25 protein-coding genes and 1 tRNA gene are annotated in these 26,946 nt (G+C 42.7%); 9 read left to right on the top strand and 17 right to left on the bottom strand.

Translation table 11 applies throughout. From position 1 onward, the window contains the following. Window positions 1-42 precede the first annotated feature (42 nt). The 5 genes from ID165_RS24175 to ID165_RS24195 form a co-directional block, all read right to left on the bottom strand. Window positions 43-1,434, bottom strand: coding sequence for a mercuric reductase (locus ID165_RS24175; RefSeq protein WP_192347954.1), 1,392 nt, complete (start codon window positions 1,432-1,434; stop codon window positions 43-45). A gap of 205 nt (window positions 1,435-1,639) precedes the next feature. Continuing rightward, window positions 1,640-2,227, bottom strand: a complete 588-nt coding sequence (locus tag ID165_RS24180; protein ID WP_192347955.1) for a hypothetical protein — start codon at window positions 2,225-2,227, stop codon at window positions 1,640-1,642. A 350-nt stretch (window positions 2,228-2,577) separates the two neighbouring features. Then, window positions 2,578-5,511 carry a prolyl oligopeptidase family serine peptidase gene (locus ID165_RS24185; protein WP_192347956.1) on the bottom strand — a complete coding sequence of 978 codons (2,934 nt, stop codon included), beginning with the start codon at window positions 5,509-5,511 and terminating at the stop codon, window positions 2,578-2,580. 196 nt (window positions 5,512-5,707) lie between these two features. Further along, window positions 5,708-7,414, bottom strand: a complete 1,707-nt coding sequence (locus ID165_RS24190; protein ID WP_192347957.1) for an amidohydrolase — start codon at window positions 7,412-7,414, stop codon at window positions 5,708-5,710. Window positions 7,415-7,476: 62 nt separating this feature from the next. Next, the gene (locus tag ID165_RS24195; protein ID WP_192347958.1) at window positions 7,477-9,564 is read right to left on the bottom strand and encodes an FG-GAP-like repeat-containing protein; all 2,088 of its coding nucleotides are present in this window, start codon (window positions 9,562-9,564) and stop codon (window positions 7,477-7,479) included. Window positions 9,565-9,657: 93 nt separating this feature from the next. Between ID165_RS24195 and murF the strand changes: the two genes are divergently transcribed. Beyond that, a complete protein-coding gene (gene murF / locus ID165_RS24200; protein ID WP_192347959.1) occupies window positions 9,658-10,953 on the top strand; it encodes a UDP-N-acetylmuramoyl-tripeptide--D-alanyl-D-alanine ligase in 1,296 nt (431 codons plus the stop codon). Here the strand turns inward: murF and ID165_RS24205 are convergent. Continuing rightward, window positions 10,946-11,266: a type II toxin-antitoxin system VapC family toxin gene (locus tag ID165_RS24205; protein ID WP_370539768.1), complete on the bottom strand. Its 321-nt coding sequence runs from the start codon at window positions 11,264-11,266 to the stop codon at window positions 10,946-10,948. The genes murF and ID165_RS24205 overlap by 8 nt on opposite strands. An 87-nt stretch (window positions 11,267-11,353) precedes the next feature. Next, window positions 11,354-11,659, bottom strand: a complete 306-nt coding sequence (locus tag ID165_RS24210) for a DUF6364 family protein (protein WP_192347961.1) — start codon at window positions 11,657-11,659, stop codon at window positions 11,354-11,356. Window positions 11,660-11,791: 132 nt separating this feature from the next. Between ID165_RS24210 and ID165_RS24215 the strand changes: the two genes are divergently transcribed. Beyond that, window positions 11,792-12,469, top strand: a complete 678-nt coding sequence (locus tag ID165_RS24215) for a DUF2461 domain-containing protein (protein ID WP_192347962.1) — start codon at window positions 11,792-11,794, stop codon at window positions 12,467-12,469. A 235-nt stretch (window positions 12,470-12,704) separates the two neighbouring features. Here the strand turns inward: ID165_RS24215 and ID165_RS24220 are convergent, their stop codons facing one another. The 6 genes from ID165_RS24220 to ID165_RS24245 all read right to left on the bottom strand — a co-directional run bounded on the left by ID165_RS24220 (window position 12,705) and on the right by ID165_RS24245 (window position 15,511). Further along, window positions 12,705-13,532: a Cof-type HAD-IIB family hydrolase gene (locus tag ID165_RS24220; protein WP_192347963.1), complete on the bottom strand. Its 828-nt coding sequence runs from the start codon at window positions 13,530-13,532 to the stop codon at window positions 12,705-12,707. Between the two features lie 92 nt (window positions 13,533-13,624). Continuing rightward, window positions 13,625-13,897 carry a hypothetical protein gene (locus ID165_RS24225; protein WP_192347964.1) on the bottom strand — a complete coding sequence of 91 codons (273 nt, stop codon included), beginning with the start codon at window positions 13,895-13,897 and terminating at the stop codon, window positions 13,625-13,627. Between the two features lie 15 nt (window positions 13,898-13,912). Beyond that, window positions 13,913-14,335 carry a hypothetical protein gene (locus tag ID165_RS24230; RefSeq protein WP_192347965.1) on the bottom strand — a complete coding sequence of 141 codons (423 nt, stop codon included), beginning with the start codon at window positions 14,333-14,335 and terminating at the stop codon, window positions 13,913-13,915. Between the two features lie 126 nt (window positions 14,336-14,461). After that, window positions 14,462-14,535, bottom strand: a tRNA-Ala gene (locus ID165_RS24235). Between the two features lie 49 nt (window positions 14,536-14,584). Beyond that, window positions 14,585-15,205 carry a recombination mediator RecR gene (gene recR, locus ID165_RS24240; RefSeq protein WP_192347966.1) on the bottom strand — a complete coding sequence of 207 codons (621 nt, stop codon included), beginning with the start codon at window positions 15,203-15,205 and terminating at the stop codon, window positions 14,585-14,587. A gap of 12 nt (window positions 15,206-15,217) precedes the next feature. Then, complete coding sequence (locus ID165_RS24245) at window positions 15,218-15,511, bottom strand: ATP-dependent Clp protease adaptor ClpS (protein WP_192347967.1); 294 nt, start codon at window positions 15,509-15,511, stop codon at window positions 15,218-15,220. A gap of 53 nt (window positions 15,512-15,564) precedes the next feature. Between ID165_RS24245 and ID165_RS24250 the strand changes: the two genes are divergently transcribed. Next, complete coding sequence (locus ID165_RS24250) at window positions 15,565-17,007, top strand: sodium:solute symporter (protein ID WP_192347968.1); 1,443 nt, start codon at window positions 15,565-15,567, stop codon at window positions 17,005-17,007. A gap of 262 nt (window positions 17,008-17,269) precedes the next feature. On the opposite strand, the gene ID165_RS24255 is transcribed toward ID165_RS24250, so the two are convergent. Together ID165_RS24255 and ID165_RS24260 are read right to left on the bottom strand one after the other, a co-directional pair. Continuing rightward, the gene (locus ID165_RS24255) at window positions 17,270-17,608 is read right to left on the bottom strand and encodes an MGMT family protein (protein ID WP_192347969.1); all 339 of its coding nucleotides are present in this window, start codon (window positions 17,606-17,608) and stop codon (window positions 17,270-17,272) included. Then, complete coding sequence (locus tag ID165_RS24260; RefSeq protein WP_192347970.1) at window positions 17,589-18,482, bottom strand: mechanosensitive ion channel family protein; 894 nt, start codon at window positions 18,480-18,482, stop codon at window positions 17,589-17,591. The genes ID165_RS24255 and ID165_RS24260 overlap by 20 nt, the downstream gene beginning before the upstream one ends. A gap of 59 nt (window positions 18,483-18,541) precedes the next feature. Here ID165_RS24260 and ID165_RS24265 point away from each other — a divergent pair, with 59 nt between their 5' ends. The 3 genes from ID165_RS24265 to ID165_RS24275 are packed head-to-tail and all read left to right on the top strand — an operon-like array spanning window position 18,542 to window position 20,149. Beyond that, window positions 18,542-19,219 carry an SDR family NAD(P)-dependent oxidoreductase gene (locus ID165_RS24265; RefSeq protein ID WP_192347971.1) on the top strand — a complete coding sequence of 226 codons (678 nt, stop codon included), beginning with the start codon at window positions 18,542-18,544 and terminating at the stop codon, window positions 19,217-19,219. Between the two features lie 9 nt (window positions 19,220-19,228). Beyond that, window positions 19,229-19,687 carry a nuclear transport factor 2 family protein gene (locus tag ID165_RS24270; protein ID WP_225586889.1) on the top strand — a complete coding sequence of 153 codons (459 nt, stop codon included), beginning with the start codon at window positions 19,229-19,231 and terminating at the stop codon, window positions 19,685-19,687. Between the two features lie 6 nt (window positions 19,688-19,693). Next, window positions 19,694-20,149, top strand: a complete 456-nt coding sequence (locus ID165_RS24275; protein ID WP_192347972.1) for a hypothetical protein — start codon at window positions 19,694-19,696, stop codon at window positions 20,147-20,149. A gap of 7 nt (window positions 20,150-20,156) precedes the next feature. Here ID165_RS24275 and ID165_RS24280 read toward each other — a convergent pair whose 3' ends face one another. After that, window positions 20,157-20,579: an META domain-containing protein gene (locus tag ID165_RS24280; RefSeq protein WP_192347973.1), complete on the bottom strand. Its 423-nt coding sequence runs from the start codon at window positions 20,577-20,579 to the stop codon at window positions 20,157-20,159. 420 nt (window positions 20,580-20,999) lie between these two features. Between ID165_RS24280 and thrA the strand changes: the two genes are divergently transcribed. The 3 genes from thrA to thrC are packed head-to-tail and all read left to right on the top strand — an operon-like array spanning window position 21,000 to window position 25,688. After that, the gene (gene thrA / locus ID165_RS24285; protein WP_192347974.1) at window positions 21,000-23,450 is read left to right on the top strand and encodes a bifunctional aspartate kinase/homoserine dehydrogenase I; all 2,451 of its coding nucleotides are present in this window, start codon (window positions 21,000-21,002) and stop codon (window positions 23,448-23,450) included. Beyond that, window positions 23,450-24,388 (top strand): homoserine kinase, encoded by a 939-nt coding sequence (locus ID165_RS24290; protein WP_192347975.1) that lies wholly within the window; start codon window positions 23,450-23,452, stop codon window positions 24,386-24,388. Before thrA ends, ID165_RS24290 begins: the two co-directional genes overlap by 1 nt. A 4-nt stretch (window positions 24,389-24,392) precedes the next feature. Continuing rightward, window positions 24,393-25,688 (top strand): threonine synthase, encoded by a 1,296-nt coding sequence (thrC, locus tag ID165_RS24295; RefSeq protein WP_192347976.1) that lies wholly within the window; start codon window positions 24,393-24,395, stop codon window positions 25,686-25,688. A gap of 276 nt (window positions 25,689-25,964) precedes the next feature. Here thrC and ID165_RS24300 read toward each other — a convergent pair whose 3' ends face one another. After that, window positions 25,965-26,939: a polyprenyl synthetase family protein gene (locus ID165_RS24300; RefSeq protein WP_192347977.1), complete on the bottom strand. Its 975-nt coding sequence runs from the start codon at window positions 26,937-26,939 to the stop codon at window positions 25,965-25,967. Window positions 26,940-26,946 lie beyond the last annotated feature (7 nt).

The following is a 26,946-nucleotide window of genomic DNA, read 5'->3' on the forward strand; positions in this document are numbered from 1 at the left end:
ATATTCAGGATGGAGTATATTTTATGTGATTTCTTCATTTCTTCAATCCTCCAAAGGCTTGAGTTGCTGTAGTAGGGTAGGGATAAGTTCGGTTACCGTGGGATGGGTCTGGACGGAATTCATCAGCTTTTTATAGCTCAAGTTTCCATACATGGCGGTTAAGAACGTCCCGATGATTTCATCCCCTCCAGTCCCCAAAACTGCTGCTCCGAGGATTTGTTCGGAATCCGCATCTACGATGACTTCCATTTTTCCCTGAGTTTCCCCTTTTTCCTTTGCTCTGGAAATTTTGCTCATGGGCATGCTGGCAAAAAGAAGTTTCTTACCCGTCTCTCTCGCTTGTTTGAGCGTCATGCCTGCTCTTCCCAGCGGAGGATCGGTATATAAAGCGTAATTTGTGATCCGGTCATTCAGCGTTCTTTCTTTTGCCCCGAAAAGCTGATCTTGTATTATCTCAAAGTCATTATAAGAGGTGTGTGTAAAGGCACCTTTTCCATTGCAGTCTCCCAGAGCGTAAATTCCTGCTATATTGGCCTCAAGTCTTTCATTTACTTCGAAATAACCCTTGTCGTTTAGTTGAAGCCCCGCATTTTCCGGTTTGAGCAAATCTGAATTAGGCAATCTTCCGGTAGCGATCAGCAGATGAGAACCATTGATCTCTTTGTCTTTTCCGTCTTGGCGGAAAGCCACTCCAATTTTCCCTGATTTTTTGGCTTTTCCTTTAAGGCATTTGGCTCTGCAGATAACCTTTATCCCTTCATTTTCCAGTATTTCTCTGACAGCTTCCGAAGTGTGTTCATCCTCTTTCGAGATAAGCGTTTTGCCCATTTCCAATACAGTGACTTTTGACCCTAGCCGTCGGAAAATCTGAGCGAACTCTAGTCCAATGTAACTTCCCCCAACTATGAGCAGATGATCAGGAATCTTGTCGAGCTGAAGAATAGAGGTGTTTGTGAGGTAATTGACATCCTCAAAACCTTCCGGGATTCTTGCTCTTGCACCTACATTCAGGAAGATTTTGTAAGACTTTAGTGTTCGTGACCCTACTTTTATTCTAGTCTTATCAATAAAAGTAGCAGTGCCACGGATCATGGAGATTTGAGGTGAATCGTTTAATGATTTCCGTATCCCGATTCTGGAATCGTTGACCAGTTTGTCTTTTCTTTTTTTAATTGCTTTAAGATTGATTTTGGGCGATTTGGGAACTTCGATTCCCAATTTATCAGCAGTTGAAATAACCCATGCTGCTCTGGCACTTGCTACATAGGCCTTAGTTGGGGTGCACCCAGTGTTGACGCAGGTTCCTCCCAATGCTGCTTTTTCTACCAGCGCAACCTTCCATTTTTCTTTGGCTAGTGCCAACGCAAGAGGATTACCGGCTTGTCCGGATCCGATAATGATGGCGTCAAAAGTTTCTACTCTGTCCTCAATCATAAAAAAAGTTTGTGAGTGAATTTCGTTTTTCTAAAAGGTACAAACAGAAAGCCAAATACAAAAAAAAGGAGCCTGATAATCAGATTCCTTCTCTAAGTATTCACCTAATTGTAGGTTTAAATCATCTGCTTTCCTTTTAAAGGTCATAACCTGTCCTGAACTCCATTCGGGAGATTGATAATCATTGCTCCGTGTAATGGTATAGTCATGCTCGATCTCTTGTGCCTATCCAGTTCTTTACGTTTCCATGAAACTCATTAATTGCTTTGGTATGAAAGTAGGGATAAATGATTTTGTCTCTAAACCACGATCCACTGCGATACAATGTCTTATGTGTAACCTCGGTTTTTCCATTAGAAAGCGATTTGAAGCGGATGAATTGGGAGCCTTCAGATTTGGAGTTTTCCAGATAACAGATTCGAATTAGTCCTTTCGTCTTGTCGACTTCCATCACTTCATGACCTACTTGAAGTTTAATGGTGCCATTGAATACATGAAGATTTAAAATAAGTACCTGTCCTTCGCCCATGCCTCCTGTATAAATTTGGCCAGGAAAGACTTCTTCACCCGTTTGTCTTGTATAGAGCTGATGAAAATGGATCATTCGACCACTCCATGCTTGTTCAGGAGAAATATTGACATAGCCATCCCAGACGTTGTCGAAATCTTCTTCATAAAGGTAAGTTTCCAGATGTTCGTGATAATCAGGGTCTGCATCTTGGTAGCATATGGAGCTTAGTTTTGAGAAATCAAATTCCGGGATACCGTTCTTTCTGTTGATATTTTCTTGCATGGATAATAAAGATTCGCTTATGCGAAATGGGCTTTAACCTGCATTATGCATTAGCATTTCTATCGCGTTCTAAAATTACTTTAAAATCAGGAGCATCGCTGCAGTTTTCGACTTCACCATAGCGGTGCCATGCTTCAGTTTCCAAACATCCTGATTTTCTTGCAATTTTAGCCCTCAACGAAGACTAATGCAAAATCAGGATTTAAAGAAAGCAAAAGTGAGACTATTCCCCAACCTTAGGACGATGGGGGAAGTACATTGGGTTGAATGCCAAGGGGGTTAAACTTTTTTCATTTTGCTTTCCGGATGGATAAAACAAGAAAGAGGAGCCTTTTACAGCTCCTCTTTGATTAAAAGACTCTTTTTTCAAGATGCTCTTCCAGATCGACTTTGTCAATTCCTTTTGACATCCAATCCGGTGCTTCGGATCCCTTTAGATGATGGTCAAAAAATTCCATCATTCTGACGGAATAATCTTTTCGGTTTTCGAGCTTGCCCAGACCATGGTTTTCTCCTTTGTACTGAACTAGGATCACAGGCTTTTTCAATCGCCTTAATGCGGAATAATACTCAATTCCCTGAGTAAAGTCTACCGCCCCGTCTTTATCATTGTGGAGCATCAACAGCGGAGTGTTAACATTCTTCACATGATATACAGGGCTGTTTCTTTCGTATGCCTCCCAGTCTTCCCACGGACCTCCAGTGAACCTGCCCTGAGACGCTTCGAAAATAGACATATTTCCTCCACCCGAATTCCAGTAAATCAAGTCGTACATTGAGATCATATTGGTCAGGGGCGCACCTGCTGCTGCTGCTTTGAACATGTCCGTCTGGGTGATCAGGAATGATGTCTGATACCCGCCCCAAGAGTGTCCGTGGATTCCGATGTTGTCTTCATCGATTACTCCTGTTTCAATAGCTGCCTTCACACCCGGGATTACACACCATACTGCGGACATACCAGGATCATTCATGGTATAGACGATGTCCGGAATAAATACAGCAAATCCGTTGCTCGTATATATGTTCGGGTTCCAGCCTGTTCCGCTAAAGCTGGGGTTTGTCCAGTTATGACGGGTTTGGGAGAGCTTTTCGTAATAATAAACTACTGTCGGGTATTTTTTTCCTTCTACATAATTGGCAGGAAGAAATAGGGCACCTTGAAGTGTATCTCCCTTGTCAGATACATAATCAACCAATCTTGTCCCTGAAGACCACGCATATTTCCCCGCATCAGGGGCATTATTGGTTACTTTGGAAGGGGAAGAAAGAGAAGCATCTGCTACATAGATCTGGTCAGGTTCATTGAATTTTTCTTGGGTAAAGAAATAAACTTCAGCATTCTCTGCTTTTTTCAGAGAGCCAATACTGGCATCTTCCCAGATTACTAATTTTGCACCAGGTTCCAATCCCTTCTTAGAAGAATTGATTACAGCAATCCCACTTTTTTTAGTCCATTCCCCATAAGCTCGGATGTAAAGTGGCTTGCTAAGGTTTATGCCTTTTTCATCTGGATCAAGAGAAAAACGGTACTGGTATTTGATTTTTTCTGATCTCCCATTTTGAGTGAGATTTCTTGCTTTGGTCTTGCCTGTTACGGGCACTTGCCAAATATCCCATCCATCATTAAGCAGCACATATTCACTGTCACTGCTCCAGCCAAGTGCACCTTGCAGTGGTTTTTTCACATTGTGATCATCTTCCACATTTACAAAGGTGACAGGCAAATTTGCCGTTAGGTTCATTTCTGCGCCTGAGGCAATATCATAGCTGTAGTAGTGGCCATCGTGACCGTAAATCAACTTCGTGCCATCCGGAGAGCTGCGGGGATAGGAAGAATAACCCGGGAGATAAAAGTTAGTAAAAAGGGGCTTTTTCTCACCTGTTTTAAGGTCTACTATATAGAAATCACGATAATTCTGTCCATCCAGATTACTTTGCAATTCATAGGATTGATTGTCTGAGCCAATCGCATATTTCTCTTTTTCAAGAATACTCAGATCACGCATGGTGCTATCCTGAAGCTGAATATGCTTGCCTGCTGCGACATCATACATGGCATAAAAGCTGTAATTTTTATCCTGATTTTCCAGCACTTGCTGACGGGATTGAAGACGACTGTCATTCCAATGCCAGATAGTCATATCGGGTTTGTCTGCATCTTTATCTTTTGGACTTACTTTACCTGAATCCAGTTTCGAAAGTGCTTTCTTTAGGTCAGCAATGGAATTTAAAGAAGTGTCGGCCATGATTCTTTTCATCGCTTCAGACTCTGCAAGTTTTACCGAATCTTTGTCCAATTCTTTTTTTTCCTCTTCTTTTTTGGCTAAAACCAACGGGTGAATACCGTAGAAAAGCCTGGTCAAATCTTCTGACCACATCGGTCGGCGATTTGGGCTGATCGTATATTCTTTCGAAAATCCGACAGAATCTTTAATCGGATCATATACTGTCACTTGAGGGCTTGGCAGGTTTTTTACGCCAACCAATTTCCCCTGATCTTGCTTGTACTTTTTATCTTTGACCATTTTGAGCGCAGCGAAAGCATCACCTTTTTCTGTCCAATTGATGGATTTGTAGGCAGCTTTGTCAGAGTCTAGCACAGTTGTGCTGTTATTGGCCAGGTTCATTAGGTAAATGCCATTTCCGGATTGATTGGCTGCATCTACCGTATATGCCAAATAGTTTCCGCTTTTGTTGAAAGCAAACTCGGCTACATTTCCGAGATTCTGCGCCTTTTTTGTTTTGAGATGATAAATCAGGAGATCAGAGCCCTTAGCATCTCCGCCACCATCTTTGGTTAGATTGACTGCCAGATGAGTTGCAGCTTTTCCGTTAAAGGAGAAATTGCTTACGTTTTCAAAGGTTTTCTTATCTTCTTTATCGTCAGAGCCTAGTTTGATCAGCGTAACTTTGTCGTGAAGAGGCTTACCTTTGGATTTCTTATTGGCTTCTTTTTCTTTGAAAGTCGAATATTCTTTAAACGCAATCCACTTGCTGTCTTCGCTGAATTCGATGGAGGGGAAATTGGTAAAGCCTATTTTAAATGTTTTCGTAGAGTCAGGCTCGCCCACTTTTTGCAAAATTACTTCTCCATCAGCTTCCAACGCAATCATTCCATAGGCCACCCATTGACCGTCCGGAGAGATTTTGAAGGAAGAACTATTCATGTATTTCCAGGTAGGAATGTCTTTCCAAGTCATCGGCTTGGTAGCTTCGTCTTGGGCAATTGCTAGGTTACAAATCAGGCAAAAAAGCCAGAAAAAGGTAAAGAGTCTTTGCATAGTTATAGCTGTTTAAGTGTGTAAAATAAGTTTTTTTGAAACAAATTGGCTCTCCTGTTGGCCAATGTGGTTGTAATAGGGACGAAAAACTGAAAATGCAACAGATCAAAAGGAGAAAAGTCTCAGATCTTAGATCCAAGACTTTTTGTTACAGGTTAGATTTTGCGGTAAGGTAAACTGAGTTTCTGTTTAGGTATCACGGGGTTTTATAGACCATTTTTCCTCCGACCACAGTCATCGCTACTTTTGTGTCGAGAATTTCATCCTCGGGGATTTCCATGATATTTTTATCGAAAACAGTGAAATCCGCAGCTTTCCCAACTTCAATTGATCCTTTGAAGTCTTCATCAAATTCTGCAAATGCACCATCCAACGTATAGGCTTTCAACGCTTCTTCTCTAGTCATTTTCTGATCTCCTTCGTAGCCTCCTTCCGGTAACCCTTGCAAGGTTTTACGCGTCACAGAAGCATAAAAAGAAGGAATCGGATCTACAGGTTCGACTGGCGCATCTGTACCATTAGTGACCACCGCACCACTTTGCATCAATTTCTGCCATACATAGGCTCCATCGATGATCCTTTTTTCGCCCAATCTGTCAATCGCCCAAGGACGGTCCGAACTCAAATGAATAGCCTGCATAGCAGCAATCACTCCCAATTCACCGAATCTGGGAATGTCGTCTGGATGAATATGCTGGGCATGCTCGATGCGGAATCTCAGCTTTTTGGAATCCGGGCTGTTGGCAAATGCTGCTTCATATCTATCGAGAATTTCTTGGTTTGCCCGGTCACCGATGGCATGAGCACAAACTTGAAACCCTGTCGGGATGGCTTTTTCTGAAACCTCGGATACCACAGACATCGGCAATGTTTCGTGGCCCCGATGTCCAGGTCTATCTGAATAGTCTTCCAAAAGCCAGGCTCCTCTTGATCCCAAGGCACCGTCACAGTTGAGTTTGATCGAACGAACGGTAAGCATGTGATCTGCGGAATCGATCATCGGGCCTCTTTCATACCATTGCTCCAAAAGAGCAGGTTGAGTTCCTGTAAGCATCACATATTGGCGTACGGTGAGCTTTCCCTCATTTTTGAATTTTTGGATGAGGTCAATCACATTTTGTCCGCTTCCTGCATCATGGAAACTTGTGATTCCCTTTTCATTTAATTCTTGCAGGGCCAAAGTCAATGCTTGCTCAGCTCTTTCGGGAGTCTCTGCCGGAATCAATCGGGCTACAAGTCCTGCTGCTTTTTCAGAAAGTATGCCGGTGGGATTTCCCAATTCGTCCAGAATAATCTCCCCGCCTTCAACCTCACCGGGTCTCTCGCCTTTCAGATTGCTGATACCGGCGAGTTCCAGTGCTTTTCCATTGGCAAAAGCCGCATGCCCACTTGCATGGGAGAGGTATACAGGATTGTCAGGAGACACTTCGTTGAGTTGCGTATTGGTTTGAAATCCTTTTACCATTTTCTCAGGTTTCTCGATCCACTTGTCCTGATGCCAGCCCCGACCGGTGATCCATTCTCCCGGTTTTGCTTGGGCTACAGCCTGGGCTACTTTCTCCACCAGTTCGTCGTAAGTTTTCACATACATTAGATCAAGCTCTAGCTTATTGTAGCCGATTCCCATCAAGTGTGCGTGGGATTCTATGATGCCAGGAGTCATGGTGTTCCCTTGAAGATCAATTACTTCGGTGTTTTCAGCTTTGTGTTTTTCTATTTCTTCGGCAGAACCCACCGCAATGATCATCCCGTTTTTCACAGCGACAGCTTCGGCTTTGGGCTGGTCTTCATTTACTGTGTAGATGACCCCATTGGTAAAAATCAGATCGGCTGGGTCGGACTTTTCCGGAGAGCAAGAAAGGAGGATAATCCCCAGGATTGCGAGTAAGTAGATGTTCTTCATGGATTTATATTTCAACCCGAAAACTACCTTATTTCAGACAATCCAAAAAGCCAGTCCTGTAATTAGCGCATCCAGATTTTACGGCTTTCTCTAAATTTGCCTTCGTATTCCAGTCGGAGAATATATAATCCGGGAGGCAGAAAGTTAGCCTGTATTTCTATTTCTAAGTTGGCCGGAATCTGTATGTTACTTAGTAATTCCTGTCCGAGTGAATTGAATAAAGTTCCCGTGGAGGTTTTGTTGGCAATAACTTTAATAGGGCCATCGCTTGGGTTGGGATATACTTTGATTCTATAATCGTTCGTGTCAGGATTTGACCCCTCGGTAGAAGTCAAATAAATCAAACCACCTCCTCTTGTGCCCGCTATTAAATCTATAGGTCCATCGAAAGCGGGGATGAGAGTAGTTATCCAGGTATTTCTTCCCAATCGAGTGGGAAGATTTTGACCTTGGATCTGTACCAAGACCTCAGTACGTGTTGAGGACTGCATGAAATCCACAATTTTGCTGATTACGCCATTTTGATCAATGGCATAGAGGTCCGGATTGGGTTTTTGGACCACTGCTACACTTAGATTTCGATTGGCCGGATTGTCGTTAAAGCCCAAGAAATCTGTTTCCTGAAGAACTGCGGTATGTGTGCCAAAATCAAGTGTGTACAGGTCTAAACGCCCATTTTGAGAGGCTACTAGCATATAGTCTTGGGCGGCATAATTGAAAAATTGGAGGTAATCGCCACGCCGTGCTGTGTATCCTGTAATTGAAATAGGAGATGACCCCGCTTCGCGTAAATCATAAATCACCTGGGTTGGAATGTTGTTTTGATATTGGATACCTGAGGCCAGCAAAATTGATTGCCCAGCTTTGTCCCGATAACTGATATACTGCACATCTACAAGATCAAGTGAGGATAGATCCAGACTCTGTTCTTCCAGTTGGGTGAGTTTGCCATCAACCATTGCAAATTTGGAAAGCTTGGATTTTACCTGCCCATTTGCCGTGAGTGTATTTGCTGTGACAATAAGTTCCCCCAGACTTTTGTTGCCAAAGAACAGAGGCCTTGTGTTTTCACCCAGATCAATCATCCGGTGCTGTAGGAAATCATAGTCAGGATTTCCTTGATTGTTGATTTTTACTAGGGACTGGGCAAAGTCAATTTTGTAATCGAAGGAAGTTTCACTTGTGTTTAGAGTCACTATTAAATCATCACCAATCATATGGCCAATATGAAAAAGGGGGAATTCGGGAAGGCTTCCATAGCCTGAAAGGCTGTTGGTAAAGCTATTGAAAATAGGCTCGGTAGAAGTTCCTGTATTGGGAAGAAAATAGAGAACGCTGCACTCATCACGACCCAAAACCAGGTCTTCTATTCCATCCCCATCAAAGTCTCTGTAAAGAATAGAGTGGCCTCCTGCATGAAGTATCTTGTCGTTTTCGTCAGGAAGCCTTCGTGGGTTTAGGTCAAGTCCGGCACAGGTCTTGCCAAATGAGAGCTCTCCGCAACCGCAGAATTCAAATTTCCCCCAGTGATTTTCTCCGAAGGCAAAACCATCAATATCCGGTGTTCCTTTTCGCTCTATGCTTGTGTTTTTGTAAAACTCCATGTAATCACCGCCTGCAAAATTGAAAATCACCAGATCCATATCACCGTCCCCATCCAGATCCTGAATTAGAGGAGTATCCAGGTTATTTGTTTGGATGTTAGCTGATCCATCCAGCTTCAGGAAGTTTTGAGCTACTTCCCATGAAATCCTATTTCCGGAAGATGTATTTTTATAGGCTTTGATTCCAAGAGCTGTGGAAGTGAAAAGATCCTTTTTTCCATCTCCATCAAAATCTGCCAGAACTAGAAATCCACTGATGTCTATCGGAAATAAGTAACTTAATTCGGGCAAGTGAATGAACGTTTCCCCTTCTTTTCTGAAAACCAGCAATTGTCTGGAATTGATGTCCCATGTCACCCATTCTTCTATCCCGTCTCCTGTAAGATCTATAGTTTGGATCTGTGCAGAATTAATCCCACCTGTGAAAGGAGAGGACAGTATAACACCGTCTACTTCAACATTTGGGTATTGATCAATTCGAAAAATTTCTTGCGCGTTCAGTTGAAAGCTGCTGAGGAGAAAAATGAAAATCCAGAATTTGCGCATGGAATGGTAAGGGATATGACAAATTAATACGGCAGTCTCAGTTCAAAGATGTGAATGATTCCTTTATTTTGGGAATTAATTCCTTCCAAAACGATGAATATTTCCATTTTATATACGCTTTTCAAAAATAGTACTGGGGTCTGTACTGACACCAGAAAGATCGAAAAAGACAATTTATTTTTTGCACTGAAAGGCCCTAATTTCGATGCTAATTCCTTTGCGCCAAAAGCGTTGGAAATGGGCGCATCTGTTGTTGTGATCGATGATGTTAAGTGTTTTGTGGAGGAGGATGAGCGTTATTTTTTGGTGCAGGATTCATTGAAAATGCTTCAGGATTTGGCTAATTACCATCGCAAGCATCTAGGTATTCCTGTCATTGGTTTGACCGGCTCGAATGGGAAAACGACTACAAAGGAGTTGATGAAGGCGGTTTTGGGCAAGAAATTTCAAACAGCTGCTACTGTTGGAAACCTGAATAACCATATCGGTGTGCCGTTGACTTTGCTTGCTATGGGGGAGGAAGATGAAATCGCAATCGTGGAAATGGGAGCCAATAAACCCGGTGATATAGCCGAGCTTTGCCTGATCGCCGAGCCTACCCACGGGGTGATCACCAATATCGGAAGGGCACATCTGGAGGGTATGGGCGGTCCCGAGGGGGTATTGAAAACCAAGACGGAGCTTTTTCAGTTTTTGAGAGAAAAAAGTGGGACGGTGTTTATCAATTCGCAGGACCCTATTTTGTCAAATCTGTCAAAACGCTTTGAAAGTCCGGTGCTTTATCCCTCGATGGGAGATTTCTGTGAGGTGATGTTCGAAGAGGCCAATCCGTTTGTTAAGTTTTCGACAGAAGGTTCAGATGAAATTTTCTTAAGTTCACTGATCGGGGCGTATAATTTTGGAAATATCGCAACTGCACTGACGATCGGTAAGTTTTTTGGAGTAGAAATGCAGAAAGCTGTCCAGGCTATAGTAGATTATAAACCGTCTAATATGCGGTCTCAATTGATCGAGAATCGCAGCAATCTGATTATCCTGGATGCTTACAATGCCAATCCATCTAGCATGGAAGTGGCTATCCGGACTTTTGGACAGATGACGGGAAAGAAGCATAAAATGCTGATCCTAGGAGATATGTTTGAGTTGGGAGCTCATGCAGAAGCAGAGCATGCTCGATTGGGAGAAATTATAAGTGAATACGATATTGAAAAAGTTTGTTTTACCGGTCAGCTGATCGTATCTGCCTTAGCCAAATATCCAAAAGCATTGTATTTTCCGGATCCTTTTTCATTTAGAAACTGGCTGCAGGATAGTAAACTGGAGGATTACCTGATCTTGATCAAAGGTAGCCGTGGAATGAAGCTGGAGGGATTGGTGGATTTTATTTGAAAAGTGCCAAAAAGGAATCGGGAGAAAAAATAGGCGGATCCGAATGCTTGTAATCTGAGGTGTTTCCGGTGATTATTCCGCTGATTTCAGGATTAGCTAAAGCTGTATAGTATTGGATAGCATCTTCAAAATCAGAAAAACGACTTGATATTGCACGTCTGATTTCAGATTCACCAACAGGTAGAGTTGTACATTTAGACATTAAATCTTCTATTCCAATCAAGGCTGTTTCTTTTCCAAATGCTTTTCTCAGAAAGAAATGGACATTTGTTAAAATGATTGAAGAACAGTATAGATGGATCTCTCCGCTTATAGCGAGCTAAAAATTGACAGAGAATCTGCGTCGAAGGGTTTCCTTTTTAGTAATAAATCGAGTATGACGTCGGAATCGATAAAAAAGCTAGACCCCATATTTCTTCTTTAAATATTCGTATTTGGCTTCATTTAGCTCATATTCAGTATACCCTTCTAATATTCCATAAAGCTTCTTCAAACTTTCCGGTATCGGTTCAGTTCCATCCAGAATTCGTTTCACGAGTGCAGGATCCTTTACCTTTGGTTTTTCTAAAGTTTTTGGAACAGCTTTAGTTGCGTCCGCCAAAAGTGTTTCTACTAGCGACGATAGACTCTTTCCTTGCGCTTCAGCAAACTTTTTTGCTTTTTCGGCAAGAACTTCGTTGATGTCCAGTGTTAATTTCGTTGTCATGGCTTTCGGATTATCCGATATAATTTAAGAAGAATTCCTTCCTAATTGAAATCAATTTTGCTTCAATAAAGTTTACTTTCATGTCAGCCTTCTGACGGTTTTTGATTTCATAAGTTACAAATACGATAAACAATGCGTCCCTACTTGCCTTTCCTCACCGCCCTTGCCGAACATAATTCCAAAGAATGGATGGATGCCAATAAAAAATGGTATTTGGAAACAAGAGCTGAATTTTTGGAAGATGTGGCAGTTCTGCTCAAAGGAATTGGGGAATGGGAGCAGGAGCTATTGGTATTTAAGCCTAAAGACTGTGTATTCAGACAAAATCGGGATATCCGCTTTTCGGCCAATAAATTGCCCTACAAAAATAACTTTGGAGCCTATTTTTCTCCCAAAGGAAAGAAGTCGGAAGGCCCGGGGTATTATTTGCAAATCCAGCCTGACAATTCATTTGTGGCAGGAGGAATCTGGATGCCGATGGCGGAAACCTTAAAGAAAATCCGTAGGGAAATTGATTACTCCGGAGGAGAGCTGGTGAAAATTGAAAGCAATCCGGAATTCAAAGCACTTTTCGGACAGATAGACGGAGAAAAACTCAAGACCAGCCCACGGGATTATGAGGCTGATCATGAGTTTATTGACTATCTGAGATTGAAGAGCTTTACGGTGTCTTCAAAAATCTCAGACGGGGATATTGAATCAGGGAGTTTTATCAATATCGCCTTGGAAGGTTTTCGGAAAATGATTCCATTGCAGCAGTTCCTAGCTCAAGCCATCGAGGATGTGGAAGATGGATCAGGACTTTTGTAGAGTCTAGAACCAAGAGCCAGGAATTAAGAACCTGAGAGACAATCTTTTCACGTCATTGCAAACGACGGAGGAGTGAATCAATCTCTTATCAAGAACAGATTGATTCATTACACTATTTTGGATCCAAGAACAATTTCTGTCATTTCCATTTTGTATGACTGATAACTAAATGTTATGTCCAGAAAGACGGGCTATTCTGTGTGGGGTCTCGTGGCTTAGAGCCAAGATTCTAGCGTTAAGAATTAATCTCAAATTTCGAATCTCGAATTTTTTCAAGCATAGCAGCGACTCCATCTTCTTTATTGGGAAGCGTGATTTCATTAGCGACAGCCTTGACTTCCATCCGGGCATTGTCCACGGCAACTCCCCAGCCGACTGACTGTAGCAGATCGATGTCGTTGTAGTTGTCGCCAAAAGCGACCACTGATTCCATTCCAAAATCATAATGATCTAAAATTTTCTTTAGCCCTGTAGCTTTGGAAATGGCTCTAGGAGCAATCTCTAGATACGTGTCGCTGGATCGGTAGAGATGCATATCCAGAGAATGTTCTGAATGAAGCTCCCCAAACAGCCAGGCAATTTCCTGAGATTCCCCCATACACATGACTTTATGTGCTCCCGAATTATTCTTTGACCACAGATTCAGTACCTCCTGTCCGGCCATCCACGTGTAGGAAACCTTGGTATGCCGGACTTCGCGCTGGGACCAGTAATCATCCTTTTCCTCATACCAATTTTCGCCTTGATACAAACTGACATGTATGTCGGTTTTATGGGTAAGACGGAGAATTTTAGCCACCAAATCCACCGGAATGCTTACATCTTCCAATACTTCTCCATCGCCACTCAAAACATAGCCACCGTTGTAACTAATCAGAGGTTGGGGAAAGCGATGCATGTCATGAAGCAAATGGCGCATGGCATTGGGCATACGGGAGCTTGCTAGGATCACGGGGAAATCGGCGGGGAGATCAGCAACCACGGCTTTGAGGCGGGGAGATAGATCTCGTACTGAATTGAGGAGTGTCCCGTCAATATCAGAGCAAAAAGCCTTTATTTTCATCTGTTTATAATTTGATTTCCAATGGTCATATGGAATCTCGCATGGCTTATACTCATACCGGTTGTGTGATTCTTGGGGCATTCTCGATTTCATCAATCGAAGTCAGACCAGTTTATTTCATCGGCAAAATTGGCAAAAACACCAAAGCCAATGACAGCGATGAATAGTATCACGCCGGCGAAGATAATGAGTTTGACGATCAATTCTGCTTTGGCCCAATTTGCCTTTTCAGGATCGGTGTTTTTGTCTGTTGCCCATACGATAAGCATGATGAGCCCGATCAAAGGAAGGCGTTTGACCAGCACTACGATTACCCATTCCCCCAGTGAAGTAGGTGGTTTTTTGTATTCATTTGGCAATTCCATAAACAATAGGTTAAGTTAAAAATCTTTTGTGTCAAACATATACTCCTGCATGGCAACATTCTCAGGATTAGTTGGGTCCGTCTGGATAAACTGTACGGTAATTTGTTGATAATCTTCGGCTTTTTCAAAATCGCGAAGGTAAAGTTCAGCACATTTTCTTGCCAGAACTTCGGGCTGATTTCCTAAAAGTAGAGGATCACCGTTTTCTAGTTTCAGGTAAATCGTAGAGGTAGTGGAGTCGTTCGATGTTGACTTACTGAGGTTTACATTCATCCCCCGAAAATCTCCCAACATACGGATTTCATCAGAAGGCATGAAGCCTTTACCCATCATCGCTTCCATTCCCTTGAAAGCAAATTTCGCAATTTTTTCAGGCTCGCAGGAGCAGGAACTGATGGTGATTAGAAAAAATAAAAGGGTGAAAATTCGGTTTCGCATGTTGGTTTCCTGTCAGGAATTAAGTCATGCGAATTTAAACAATATTAGGCAGATCTCCCTGTAATAACCAGGATGACGTTTCTGATGAAACACAAAAAGCCTCACATTTCTGTGAAGCTTTTGAAGTGGAGGATAACGGAGTCGAACCGATGACCTCTACACTGCCAGTGTAGCGCTCTAGCCAGCTGAGCTAATCCCCCATTTGAGTTTGCAAATATAGACCTAGGTTTTTGCTGTGCAAAGAAAATTTTACTCAGTAGCGTAATTTATTCGAGTCATGATGCTTCTGCCAAGGGTTATTTCATCAGTGAATTCCAATTCTCCACCAACCGGTATGCCGCGTGCGATTGAACTTACCCGGATACCTTTTTCCTTTAGCCTTTTCGCCAAGTAGAAAGAAGTCGTATCGCCTTCCATCGTAGCGCTCAATGCCAAAATCACTTCTTGAATAGGTTCGCTTTGCGAGGCAGATTCTACTCTGGTCAGCAAAGATTCTATTTTCAGCTCTTCCGGGCCGATACCTTGGATAGGGGAAATAACTCCGCCAAGCACATGGTATTTGCCGTGAAACTGGTTGGTGTTCTCTATTGCAAGCACATCCCTGATGTCTTCCACCACACAGATAACCGAACAGTCACGACGATGGCTCAAGCAAATACTGCATTCTTCGGCATCTGAGATGTTATGACAGGTTTTGCAGTACTGAATCTCAGTACGCATGCGTGTGATAGCCAAAGCCAAAGCCTCGGTGTTTGCTTCATGCTGTTTGAGAAGATGAAGAGCAAGTCGAAGTGCTGTCTTTTTGCCGATTCCAGGAAGTCTGGATATTTCGGTGACAGCATCTTCTATCAGTTTGGAAGGAAAATTCAATTCTGGGTGGATTTAAACTATTGCGGCTTGGATTCCGGCATCTAATATAGCCTCACACATAGGTTTTAGCTCAGTGATGCTCCCTTTTTTTACCGCGCATTTTCCCTTGAAGTGGATGGTGATAGTGCATTGTTCTGCTTGCTCTATACTGTGCTTGCAGACTTTCATGAGAATCTTGATCACATGATCGAATGTGTTATACTCATCATTGTACACGATCAGGTCATTCGATTCAATATCTATCAAATCCTCCACCAGAACTTCTGACTCTTCTATATACGGAAGTGGTTCGTTTGAATGATTCATTTTGCAAAATTAAGAATATTGGACAACTTAGCGAACCCACATCGATACGATTTATGAATTCCCAACTAGTCCTTCTGGTAATCTGTTGTTATTTTTTACTGCTATTTCTGATTTCCTGGTTCACTTCCCGCAAAGTTTCCGCCGATACCTTTTTCACCGGAGACCGACAATCGCCGTGGTTTTTGGTGGCTTTTGGTATGATAGGAGCCTCGCTTTCAGGCGTTACTTTTATCTCTGTTCCCGGTGAAGTAGGCAATAGTAACTTCTTTTACTTCCAAGTTGTTTTAGGCTACACCCTGGGGTATTTTACTATAGCGAAGGTCTTACTGCCACTTTATTACCGATTGAATCTCGTCTCGATATACTCTTATCTGGAAGATCGCTTTGGCTTTTGGTCCTATAAGACAGGGGCTTTTTTCTTTATTCTTTCAAGAACCTTAGGCTCATCTATCCGGGTCTTTTTAGTGGCAAGTGTACTCCAGCTTATTCTTTTTGATTCCTTAGGCATTCCATTTTGGGTTTCAGTCCTTATTACTGTAGGGCTTATTTGGCTCTATACTCACCGTGGAGGTATCAAGACGGTAGTTTGGACGGATACGCTACAAACGTTCTTTATGCTAGCCGCCGTGGTGGTTTGCGTGATTATGGTAGGAAATGAATTGAACTTTGACGGAGTGAGCGATTATTTCAAAGCTGTTTCCGATGATCCCCGCTCCCGGATTTTCAATTGGGACTGGAAAGCCGGTACAAATTTCTTCAAGCAGTTTGTTTCTGGGGCATTTATTACCATAGTAATGACCGGACTGGACCAGGATATGATGCAGAAGAATCTTACCTGCAAAAACATCGGTGATGCCCAGAAGAATATGATCTGGTTTACGACCATACTGGTTTTTGTAAACCTGCTTTTCTTGGCTTTGGGCGTGTTGCTTTACCTCTATGCGGAAACGCAAGGTGTGCAGATTCCATCCAAAACAGATGAGCTTTTTCCATTGCTTGCCACACAATATTTCTCACCATTTGCAGGGATTGTTTTTGTATTAGGCATCACGGCTGCAGCTTATTCCAGTGCGGATTCTACCCTTACAGCTCTTACCACCTCATTTTGCATTGATTTTCTTGAAATAGAAAAAAGATATCCAGCTGAAAAGCGCGTGTCTGTTCGAAAGAATGTCCACCTAACATTCACCTTTGTGATGTTTTTGGTGATTATGGCTTTTCACTGGATCAATAACCAGAGTGTAATTAATTCCGTGTTTGTAATAGCGGGATACACGTATGGACCTTTGCTGGGACTATATGCTTTTGGCCTGTTTACCAAATTGCAAATTCAGGACAAATTTGTGCCCTATCTGGCCGTATTTGCCCCCACATTGACCTTTGTCATAGCTTCGAATTCTGAAGAACTGTTTTGGGGCTATAAATTTGGTTTCGAAGCCTTGATTCTAAATGGCTTGATTATGTTTATTGGATTGTATTTGTTGAGGAAGAAATAATTTTTTACCACTCGTTCCTATGGAACGACTTGATCTAGCGTTGATCCTATTTTCTACCGACCATTTGTTCCTACGGAACGGCAGCACTTTAATGCTATAATCAATCAGTCCTTTACACCTAAGGATTTAGAATTGATATAATTGATATAATTGATGATCCCATCGGGACAGCTGGACTGTGGAAAAAGGGGGTGGGCTAGTAAGGAGCTTTCCATCGGAGCGCATGGTGATTTTATTCCTGTCAATATGTTATAGAATATAATCACAAAGCCAACTCCACCTCCGGATTCCAGAAGACTTTCCCGAAATCCTGAACTTTGTCTTTCACCACTTTTATGCCTTCTTTTTCCAGCAGTTCCTGCATCTCGGTAGGGGTGGAGAAATGGCTTTTTCCAGTCAATAATCCTTGGCTGTTTACCACGCGATGGGCTGGCACGTCATCCATCGTATGGGCGGCGTTCATGGCATAACCTACCATTCTTGCGCCACTTTTTATTCCCAAATAATGGGCGATGGCACCGTAATTTGTTACTCTCCCGCTTGGGATTAATCGTACTACTTGGTACACCAGTTCGAAGTAATTAGGCTTTTCTATGTTCATTAGACCAGTTGATTAAAGCTTGATTGATAGTTTTAGTGACGTTTTTCTCAATGACTTTCTCTCCCGATTTGATCGGGAATTGGTAGCGGATTATAATGCTTTCGGGCTTTCTTTCGAGTATATTGAGCTGTGCGCCATCCACATACACGTAGTCGGAAAATGCTTTCAAGGACTCAGTCAGCTCCATTTCGAGCTCGTTTAATTGGATCACAGAATAAAAGGGGATTTCCGAATCGAGGATGATCTGATGTGAATTATTCTTGGAGTAGTTCACCACTTCGGAAGTCAGCGCTAGAGTGTTGGGCACAATAATAATCTCACCTGTTTCACTCTTGAGCACCATATTGATTAAGGTAATGTCCCGTATAAACCCTACGTTTTTTCCAATCAAAATCTTATCGCCAATCTCCAACTGGTCCGAAAACATGATAATCAATCCATTTACTATATTAGTGATGTAATCCTTTGTAAGCAGAGCAATTGCCGCGGCGACTATAGTGATGCTGGTAAGAAATTTCAAAGGTTCCACTCCGAAAAGTAAAATTAAAGCCACCAAGACGATTATCATGTTGAACAAAGTAGCCAGACGATCAATTCCGACAATAAAATTTGGCTGCACTCTGGATTCCTCAGTTCTTTTGAGATAAAATTGAAGTGTAATGATGCGAGCGAGGGAGATAATAAGGTTTCCGCTGATCAGGAAAATGAGCGCACGGATAACATTGGCAAGGATAGTATAGCGCTCAAAAACAGGCAAAAGCCATGTGTTTGATTCATGCCCCACGATCAAAATCAGGAGTAAAATCAGCTTAAAGAAGAAGTTTCTTCGGCGTTTGTTTTCCTGGTTCTTTATGATGCTTTTGAGTTGATTCATGTCGTTTTTGAAAAATTAAGGCTAATTTTAACAAATATCAGAAAGAATTTCGGAGTAGTATGAGCAGAAATATCATTATCACAGGAGCAGGCGGAAATCTAGGTTTAGCAGTAGTGGAGAAGTTTAAGAGAGAGGGATATCATATCATTGCACTTTTGCATCCAGGCAAAAACCACGAGGTAGAGGAAGCTGACGACTCGTATGAAGTGGATGTGACGGATGAAGCAGCGGTCGCTGATTTTATCAAAGAATACCACTTACAATATGGGGATGTGGATGCATTGGCGTTTTTAGTCGGCGGTTTTGCGATGGGCGGAATAGCGGAAACTAGTCAGGCAGATCTGGAAAAAATGTTCAATCTTAATTTTTTCTCAGCGTTTCATCTGGTAAAAGGCTTTTTGCCGGTGATGAAAAAACAGGGAAAAGGCACTTTCCTATTTGTAGGTGCCCGTCCTGCACTACAAATGAAAGATGCGAAAGAAACTTTGGCATACGCATTGAGTAAAAAATTAATCATTTCTCTGGCTGAAATAGTGGGGGAAGAGACTAAAGATACTCCGATCAGGTCACACGTATTTGTTCCAAGTATTATTGATACTCCTCCCAATCGCAAATCAATGCCAGAGGCTGATTTTAGTAAGTGGGTGAATGCTGATGAGATAGCAGAGGCTATGCATTATGCTGTCAATACACATGCATTACAGAATATGACCTTCAAGCTTTATGGTGAAGTATAATTGATCCATATGAACAAGCACTATCTATTATCCGCCATTTTTGCTTTAATGGTGGCAATTCCTGGGGTTGCCCAGTCCGATGAAGATGCGGTAAAAGCTGTAATTGAATCTCTTTTCTATGGAATGAGAGCTAAGGATCCGGATCAAATTGCGGCTGTTTTCTCAGAAAATGCCATTATGCAGACGATAGAAACCTCAGGGGAAACAGGCGTGGTAAAAGCAGGGTCAGTTGCTGATTTTGTCAAAGGAATAGGAGGTCTCCCGGAAGAAGCTGTGATTGACGAAAGAATAACAGACTATCTAATCACAATTGACGAACAATTGGCTGCTGTCTGGACACCCTATGAGTTTTATTTCAATGATAAATTCAGCCATTGTGGCGTGAATTCCTTTCAATTAGTAAAAATGGCCGAAGGCTGGAAAATTGTTTACATCATCGATACTCGCCGAAAAGACGGCTGCTCTTGATAATTTATGAATACGTTTAAAGAAAAAGTTTACCAGACTGCGATCGCGCAGGTAAAAGAAAAAATCAATCTATTGAAGACTGAGCGAAAGGCTATCAATGATGGGATTTTGGAAGACACAAAAAGTAGTGCCGGGGATAAGTTTGAAACAGGGAGAGAAATGATGTCCCGTGATCTTATGACTGTGGAGAATCAGCTCAAACAGGCCAATTTTGAATTTGATGAACTGTGTAGGCTTCAGGCAATCAAAGAGCCCTCCTCGTCTGTCCAGGAAGGAAGTTTGGTGCAGGTAGGCAAGGATAAATATTTGATTTCTGTAAGTTTAGGGCAAATAACTGTGGATGGGCAAAAGCTTTTTATGCTAAGTAAAAACTCTCCTTTAGGTGAGATTTTGGTAGGGGCTAAGAAGGATGAGCAGGTAGAATTCCGTGGAAAATCTATCCGGATTACTGAATTGCAATAAATTTTACTCAGTCATTCTTAGGGACGAAACTCATCAACTCGGTGGCCCCATCGAGTAGGGTGAGTTTGTCTTTTGTTACTTTCAAATCACCTACTTTGGCTAAAGTGGAAATGAATTCTTGCTCACCCGAGCCGGGGCACATTTTTTTGGTCATTGCTCCGGGATCAAGGTTGATCTGTGATCCTTCAATTGAAAAGTTTCCCGAGAAATTATTACAGCCGGCAAATCCTGCCAATCTGCCATCGTCTAAAAAGCTCAGAGATGGAATGCCGCCTACGAAATGGTTCATATCAAGTCCTTTGCCCATAAGAGATGAGAGTACCCAGCTATTTCCGGTGAGAAGACTCAGAGGGTTCAGGGATTTAGTGCTTTCACAGCCGGCGAACAGCAAGAAAATAAGTCCGAAGAGTAGGGTTTTGCAAGTGCTCATTTTTTGATGGGTTTAATGCTTAACGAATTTAAGTAATTTGGTTCCAAATACAATTTTGTGTTTCAAGTGCTAAGACAACGATATATGTCAAATTCTAAGTTTTTTGGGGAATTGTTGCTTAATTTCTAACCGGATTTCGGTTTTTCTCAAAAAACTCTAATGGATTGTTTGGCTAATAGAAATTTTGGCAGTAAGATTGTCCTGTCAATTGTCCAGTTATGGTATTTGCAGCAAAAATCTCTTCAGACCTAAATCTACTTCCAGCCTTGGAAGCGGGAGCCTGCACCATTTTTTCTATGACGACATGGATTGGTACCACGATTACGGGGTGATCCCGTTGCAATTTATAAAGTACCCGCCCCCAGGGCCTTTTATAGGTCTATTTTAATTTCCCAGTAATTAATTTCAGAAGTAATATTTATGAAAATCCTCAAGTTCGGTGGCTCATCCGTAGCGAACCCAGAAAATATTCAGCGAGTTTTCTCCATCATTCAGGACAAACTCAAGGAACACGAAGTAGCCATTGTTTTTTCTGCTTTTGGTGGAGTTACGGAAAGTTTGTTGAAGATTGCCCAGCTAGCCAGGGAAGGGGATGAGGCTTACCGGGAGGTGCTTCAGACGCTGGAAGAAAAGCACTTGACTATTGTCCGTCAACTTATCTCAGTACAGAGTCAGTCTACTGTCATGACTTTTGTAAAAGTGAGGTTCAAAGAGCTTGAGGATCTTTTCCACGGCATCTACCTCATCAAAGAAAATTCGGTTCGTACACTTGATTATGTGGCAAGTTTTGGAGAGAGACTAGCTGCTTTTATCCTTGCGGAATCTATGCATGGGCATGGGTTCAAGACACAATTTCTTGATGCCAGAGACGTAATACGTACCAACGATAGATTTGGGCAGGCAAAAGTTGATTTCGAGGTCACCAATGGGTTGATCAAAGATTATTTTGCGAAGCACGACGGAATCAAAGTAATTACCGGTTTCATCGCATCCACTGAGAAAGGAGAAACCACCACGCTGGGTAGATCGGGTTCTGACTATACAGCTGCGATTTTTGCGGCAGCATTGGGTGCGGAAAATCTAGAGATTTGGACTGATGTTTCGGGTGTGTTGACTTCAGATCCGAAGTTGGTTTATACTGCATTTACCATTCCTCAGCTGAGCTATAATGAGGCGATGGAGCTTTCGCATTTTGGTGCAAAAGTAATTTTTCCGGCCACCATGCAGCCGGCGATGCGCAAAAGCATTCCGATTTATATTAAGAATACTTTTGAACCGGAGAATCCCGGGACGCTGATCAACGGGGAAGTAAGTCCGGGAGCTTTGATCAAAGGTATAAGCTCTATCTCAAATGTGTCAATTGTGACAGTGCAGGGAGCGGGGTTGCTGGATTCAGTGGTAGGTACCAGCCGTGTTTTCAAAGCTTTGGCAGAAGCTAAAGTCAATATTTTGTTGATCTCTCAGGCTTCCTCAGAGCATAGCATTTGCTTAGCGATCAAGACCCAGGAGTCTTATTTGGCTAAGGAGTCAGTGGAAAAAGAGTTTTTCTACGAAATCAAGTCAGGAGAAATGGACGAAGTTGTACTGCTTCATGATTTGGCGACTGTGGCTGTAGTGGGAGAAAATATGAAACATAACCCGGGGGCTTCCGGACGGATGTTCCGTGCATTGGGAAGAAATAATATCAACGTAGCGGCGATTGCTCAGGGAAGTTCGGAATTGAATATTTCGGCTGTGATCCCTCAGCCTGATTTGCAAAAGGCACTCAATGCCCTTCATGAAGCATTCTTCCTTTCTGAGAATAAAGTGCTTCACGTGTTTTTAGTGGGAACAGGCTTGATCGGTCAGGCCTTGATCAAAATGATCGCAAACCAACAACAAAAGCTGCGTGGAGACAATGAACTGGATATACAGATTCACGGCTTGGCAAACAGCCGATATATGGCATTCCATGAAGATGGATTTGACCTCAGCAATCCTTATCAACTGAGTGATACTGATAGTAAAACAGACTTGAATAAGTTCATCAGAACGATGGAAGAGATGAATTTCTCCAACTCGGTCTTTGTGGATTGTACCGCCAGTCAGGATGTGGCAGAGCTCTATACTCAGATACTGGAAGCAAAAGTGGCCATAGTCACTCCGAATAAAAAAGCAAACTCCGGCTCCATGGAGCAATACAGGGCTTTGAAGAAGTTGGCGAAGAAGCGTGGCGTGAAATTCCTTTATGAAACCAACGTGGCGGCGGGACTTCCGGTGATCAACACCCTTCAGGATTTGATGCTTAGTGGGGATAAGGTAATCCGCATAGAAGCCGTGCTTTCCGGATCTATGAATTATATTTTCTCTGAGCTCGAGAAAGGAGATCCTTTCTCCGAAGTAGTGAAAAAAGCAAAAGAACTGGGCTTTACTGAGCCGGATCCAAGGGATGATTTGAGCGGAATGGATGTGGCAAGAAAGATTCTGATTTTAGGCCGGGAAGCAGAGCAGGATTTGGAGTTTGATTCTATAGAAATCCAAAGCATGGTACCTGGGGATTGTCAGGATTTAGGTTCTGTTTCCGAATTTTTTGAAGTGTTGAAGACCCATGACAGCGACTTTGCCGAAATGCTAAAAACCGCTGAGGCTAAAGGCGAGAAACTGCGGTTCATGGCGACTTTAGAGGATGGTAAAGCCAAAGTCGGATTGAAGTCACTACCTATTGCCCATCCGTTTAGTGGTTTGGGAGGAAGTGACAATATGATTTTGTTGACAACTGATCGATACCATGATAGGCCAATGATCATCAGAGGTCCTGGGGCTGGAGCAGATGTGACTGCTGCAGGTGTGTTTGCAGATGTGATTCGTATCGGTAACTACACTAGGGAATAATGCTTCACTCAGTAAAAGCTTTTGCCCCAGCAACCGTCGCCAATGTGTCCTGTGGATTTGATATTCTGGGATTTGCGATTGATGCGATGGGTGATACTGTAGAACTGGTTCTCAAGGATGAACCTGGCTTGGTTGTGGTTTCTATAGCGGGAGACGGGGGTAAGCTCCCCCTTGATGCAGAGAAAAACACCTGTGCAGTGGCTATTCAGGCGATGTTGGATGAATTGAAATCCAATGTTGGGATGAATATTTACCTGACCAAAGGTTTGCCATTAGGGTCAGGGATGGGGTCAAGCGCGGCAAGTGCTGTGGCGGCTTTGGCTGCGGCGAATAGGCTACTTGGAGAGCCTTTTGAGAAGAAAGATCTCTTGCCTTTTGCGATAGCTGCCGAAAAAGTCGCTTGCGGAGCAGGTCATGCAGATAATGTGGCACCAAGCTTATTGGGAGGTTTTGTGTTGATCCGTGATTACCATCCGCTGGATGTGATCAAACTTCCAGTCCCAAGTGGTCTTTGCTGCACACTGGTACACCCACATTTCGAGCTTAAAACGGCTGATTCCCGATCAGTTTTGAGAGATCAGATTCCTATGAAGCATGCAACGATTCAGTCAGGTAATGTTGCGGGTCTTATCGCAGGATTATATGAGGAGGATTTTGAATTAATTTCAAGATCGCTTAGGGATGTGATCGCTGAACCTTACCGGGCTGTCTTGCTTCCGGGATTCTACGAGGTAAGGGAAGCTTTGAAAGCGGCGGGAGCATTGGGAATGGGGATTTCCGGTTCGGGACCTACACTTTTTGCCCTATCGAAGGGTAAAGAAACGGCCATTGCAATAGCAAAGGCGGCAGAAGAAATCTACCGAGAAATCGGATTGGGAGTGGATGTTTATTTCTCTGAAATCAACACCAAAGGCGCTTACGTCATCGAAGAAAAATAAGGATATGAAGTTTTATAGTACGAACAATTTCAACCATCAAGTAGGTTTGGCGGAGGCTGTGATAAAAGGATTGGCACCGGATCAGGGGCTTTACATGCCTACAGAAATCCCGGTTTTATCGCAAGAACTTTTGGACAAATTCCCTGAGATGACTTTCCGGAAAATTGGCTATGAAGTCATTGGCGCATTGTTTTCGACGGCTTTGAGTGAAGCGCAGATCAACGAACTGGTAGACCATACCTTGACTTTCGATGCCCCCCTGGTACAGGTGGAGGAAGATGTCTATAGCTTGGAGCTTTTTCATGGGTCTACCCTGGCATTCAAGGACTTTGGGGCACGCTTTTGTTCCAAATTGATGAGTATGTTGATGGAGAAATCCGATCGGAAAGTACGTGTGCTGGTAGCCACTTCCGGGGATACAGGAAGTGCTGTCGCAAATGGATTTCTTGGTGTGGATGGAGTGGAAGTGATTATTCTTTTTCCGAAGGGTAAAGTAAGTGAACTTCAGGAAAAGCAGTTTACTACCTTGGGGCAAAATATCACTGCGCTGGAAGTTGATGGCGTTTTTGACGATTGTCAGAAGATGGTAAAAGAGGCGTTTTTGGATACTGAGTTAAACGAAAAACTTTTACTTACCTCTGCCAATTCTATTAATGTGGCCAGATGGATTCCGCAATGCTTGTACTATTTCTATGCTTTTTCCAGACTTCCTAAAAACGATAGAAAAGTAGCTTTCGCTGTTCCTTCGGGGAATTTCGGGAATATAGCAGCCGGTATTTTAGCCCAAAGAATGGGGCTGCCGATAGAGCAATTTGTCGCTGCTACTAACGTGAACAAGGTCGTTCCTGACTATTTGAATGGAGCTGATTTTCAGGCTATGTCATCTATAGCAACCCTTAGCAACAGCATGGATGTTGGCAATCCAAGTAATTTCCCTCGTCTGCTAGCTCTTTACGGAGGAGATGAGCAAGATCTGAAAGATAATGTAAAAGGATATTTTTACACAGATGAGGAAACGGTAGAAGTAATGCAGCAAGTCCACGAATCTGGCTATACGCTCGATCCGCATGGGGCTGTGGGCTATAGAGGATTGAAAGAGTTTATGGCAGAAAACTCCAATTTCCAAGGGGTATTTCTGGAGACTGCACATCCTGGCAAGTTCAGGGAAACAGTAGAGAAAGCGCTGGATTTGAAATTGACTCTACCTGAGCGATTGGCTGCTTTTATGGATGGAAAGAAAAAGGTGGAGAGTATGGGGAATGATTTTGAAGAGTTTAAGGGGTATTTGAAGTCACTTTAAGAAACCGTTGGAAAATTAAAAGGCCTGCTTGATAGTATCATATGATATTATAAAAGATATCAAGAATGAGATAAGATACATTGGGAGGATTAAAGCCGAGAAAAAGTGATTAGCTTATTTCGCAAATTCAATAAAAAAAACATTGAAACCCTGCTCATTTGATGTTAAACACTAGCATTGAGGCTACTTCTGACAGTCACCCGTCTTCGGTCTTCCAACCTGTAAATCAAGGAGATTTAGATCAATTACCTATCTGCACACAAATACTAAAAATTTCTACTTCTTTCTTTCGATAGTGTAGCTCACGAGTCCTTCTAAGGATGTTTTGTAAGTTGAGTCAGGGAAGGTTTTCAGGATATCGAGTGCTTCCATGTAGAATCGGTCCATGATGGTTTTGGCATATTCCAGCCCTCCGCTTTTCTTTACAAAGCTGATCACTTGATTTACAGCTTTCTTGTCTTCGCTTCGATTGCGGATTAGATGGATGATTTTCTTTTTCTCTAGCCAGTCAGCGTGTTGCAACGCAAAAATAAGGGGAAGAGTCATCTTCTTCTCTTTGATGTCAATACCGACAGGTTTGCCGATTTCATCTTCACCATAGTCAAAAAGGTCATCTTTGATCTGGAAGGCCATTCCTACTTTTTCGCCGAATTCCCGCATTTTGGCAATAGTTTCGTCGCTACTTTCAGTACTGGATGCACCCACAGCACAGCATGAGGCCATCAGGCTTGCGGTTTTTTGTCGGATGATATCGTAATAGACTTCCTCAGTGATATCGAGTTTTCTGGCTTTGGCGATTTGGAGAAGTTCGCCTTCAGACATCTCTTTTACGGCATTGGATACGATTTTGAGCAGTTTGAAGTCACCGTTGTCCACACTTAAAAGTAAGCCTCTGGATAGAAGGTAGTCCCCGACAAGTACTGCGATTTTGTTTTTCCAGAGGGCGTTTACCGAGAAAAACCCACGACGGTAGTTGGCGTCATCCACGACATCATCATGTACCAAGGTGGCGGTATGCAGCAATTCTATAAGAGCAGCACCACGATGTGTAGAGTCGTTTATCCCACCACATACCCCCGCAGTCAAGAAGACAAACATAGGACGCATCTGCTTCCCTTTGCGCTTGACAATGTAATTGGTAATGTGGTCGAGCAACTTGACCTTGCTTTTCATGGAGACCCGAAATTTCAGCTCAAACTGAGCCATTTCGCTCTCTATAGGTACTTGTATTTGCTTAAGGTCTGGTTTCATCCGGTCT

Source organism: Algoriphagus sp. Y33 (assembly GCF_014838715.1).
Lineage (GTDB): Bacteria > Bacteroidota > Bacteroidia > Cytophagales > Cyclobacteriaceae > Algoriphagus.

Bases quoted from the DNA above. Each gene is read 5' to 3' on its own strand.
- ID165_RS24175 (WP_192347954.1), bottom strand. From the start codon at position 1,434: ATGATTGAGGACAGAGTAGAAACTTTTGACGCCATCATTATCGGATCC.
- ID165_RS24180 (WP_192347955.1), bottom strand. From the start codon at position 2,227: ATGCAAGAAAATATCAACAGAAAGAACGGTATCCCGGAATTTGATTTC.
- ID165_RS24185 (WP_192347956.1), bottom strand. From the start codon at position 5,511: ATGCAAAGACTCTTTACCTTTTTCTGGCTTTTTTGCCTGATTTGTAAC.
- ID165_RS24190 (WP_192347957.1), bottom strand. From the start codon at position 7,414: ATGAAGAACATCTACTTACTCGCAATCCTGGGGATTATCCTCCTTTCT.
- ID165_RS24195 (WP_192347958.1), bottom strand. From the start codon at position 9,564: ATGCGCAAATTCTGGATTTTCATTTTTCTCCTCAGCAGCTTTCAACTG.
- murF (WP_192347959.1), top strand. From the start codon at position 9,658: ATGAATATTTCCATTTTATATACGCTTTTCAAAAATAGTACTGGGGTC.
- ID165_RS24210 (WP_192347961.1), bottom strand. From the start codon at position 11,659: ATGACAACGAAATTAACACTGGACATCAACGAAGTTCTTGCCGAAAAA.
- ID165_RS24215 (WP_192347962.1), top strand. From the start codon at position 11,792: ATGCGTCCCTACTTGCCTTTCCTCACCGCCCTTGCCGAACATAATTCC.
- ID165_RS24220 (WP_192347963.1), bottom strand. From the start codon at position 13,532: ATGAAAATAAAGGCTTTTTGCTCTGATATTGACGGGACACTCCTCAAT.
- ID165_RS24225 (WP_192347964.1), bottom strand. From the start codon at position 13,897: ATGGAATTGCCAAATGAATACAAAAAACCACCTACTTCACTGGGGGAA.
- ID165_RS24230 (WP_192347965.1), bottom strand. From the start codon at position 14,335: ATGCGAAACCGAATTTTCACCCTTTTATTTTTTCTAATCACCATCAGT.
- ID165_RS24245 (WP_192347967.1), bottom strand. From the start codon at position 15,511: ATGAATCATTCAAACGAACCACTTCCGTATATAGAAGAGTCAGAAGTT.
- ID165_RS24250 (WP_192347968.1), top strand. From the start codon at position 15,565: ATGAATTCCCAACTAGTCCTTCTGGTAATCTGTTGTTATTTTTTACTG.
- ID165_RS24255 (WP_192347969.1), bottom strand. From the start codon at position 17,608: ATGAACATAGAAAAGCCTAATTACTTCGAACTGGTGTACCAAGTAGTA.
- ID165_RS24260 (WP_192347970.1), bottom strand. From the start codon at position 18,482: ATGAATCAACTCAAAAGCATCATAAAGAACCAGGAAAACAAACGCCGA.
- ID165_RS24265 (WP_192347971.1), top strand. From the start codon at position 18,542: ATGAGCAGAAATATCATTATCACAGGAGCAGGCGGAAATCTAGGTTTA.
- ID165_RS24270 (WP_225586889.1), top strand. From the start codon at position 19,229: ATGAACAAGCACTATCTATTATCCGCCATTTTTGCTTTAATGGTGGCA.
- ID165_RS24275 (WP_192347972.1), top strand. From the start codon at position 19,694: ATGAATACGTTTAAAGAAAAAGTTTACCAGACTGCGATCGCGCAGGTA.
- ID165_RS24280 (WP_192347973.1), bottom strand. From the start codon at position 20,579: ATGAGCACTTGCAAAACCCTACTCTTCGGACTTATTTTCTTGCTGTTC.
- thrA (WP_192347974.1), top strand. From the start codon at position 21,000: ATGAAAATCCTCAAGTTCGGTGGCTCATCCGTAGCGAACCCAGAAAAT.
- ID165_RS24290 (WP_192347975.1), top strand. From the start codon at position 23,450: ATGCTTCACTCAGTAAAAGCTTTTGCCCCAGCAACCGTCGCCAATGTG.
- thrC (WP_192347976.1), top strand. From the start codon at position 24,393: ATGAAGTTTTATAGTACGAACAATTTCAACCATCAAGTAGGTTTGGCG.
- ID165_RS24300 (WP_192347977.1), bottom strand. From the start codon at position 26,939: ATGAAACCAGACCTTAAGCAAATACAAGTACCTATAGAGAGCGAAATG.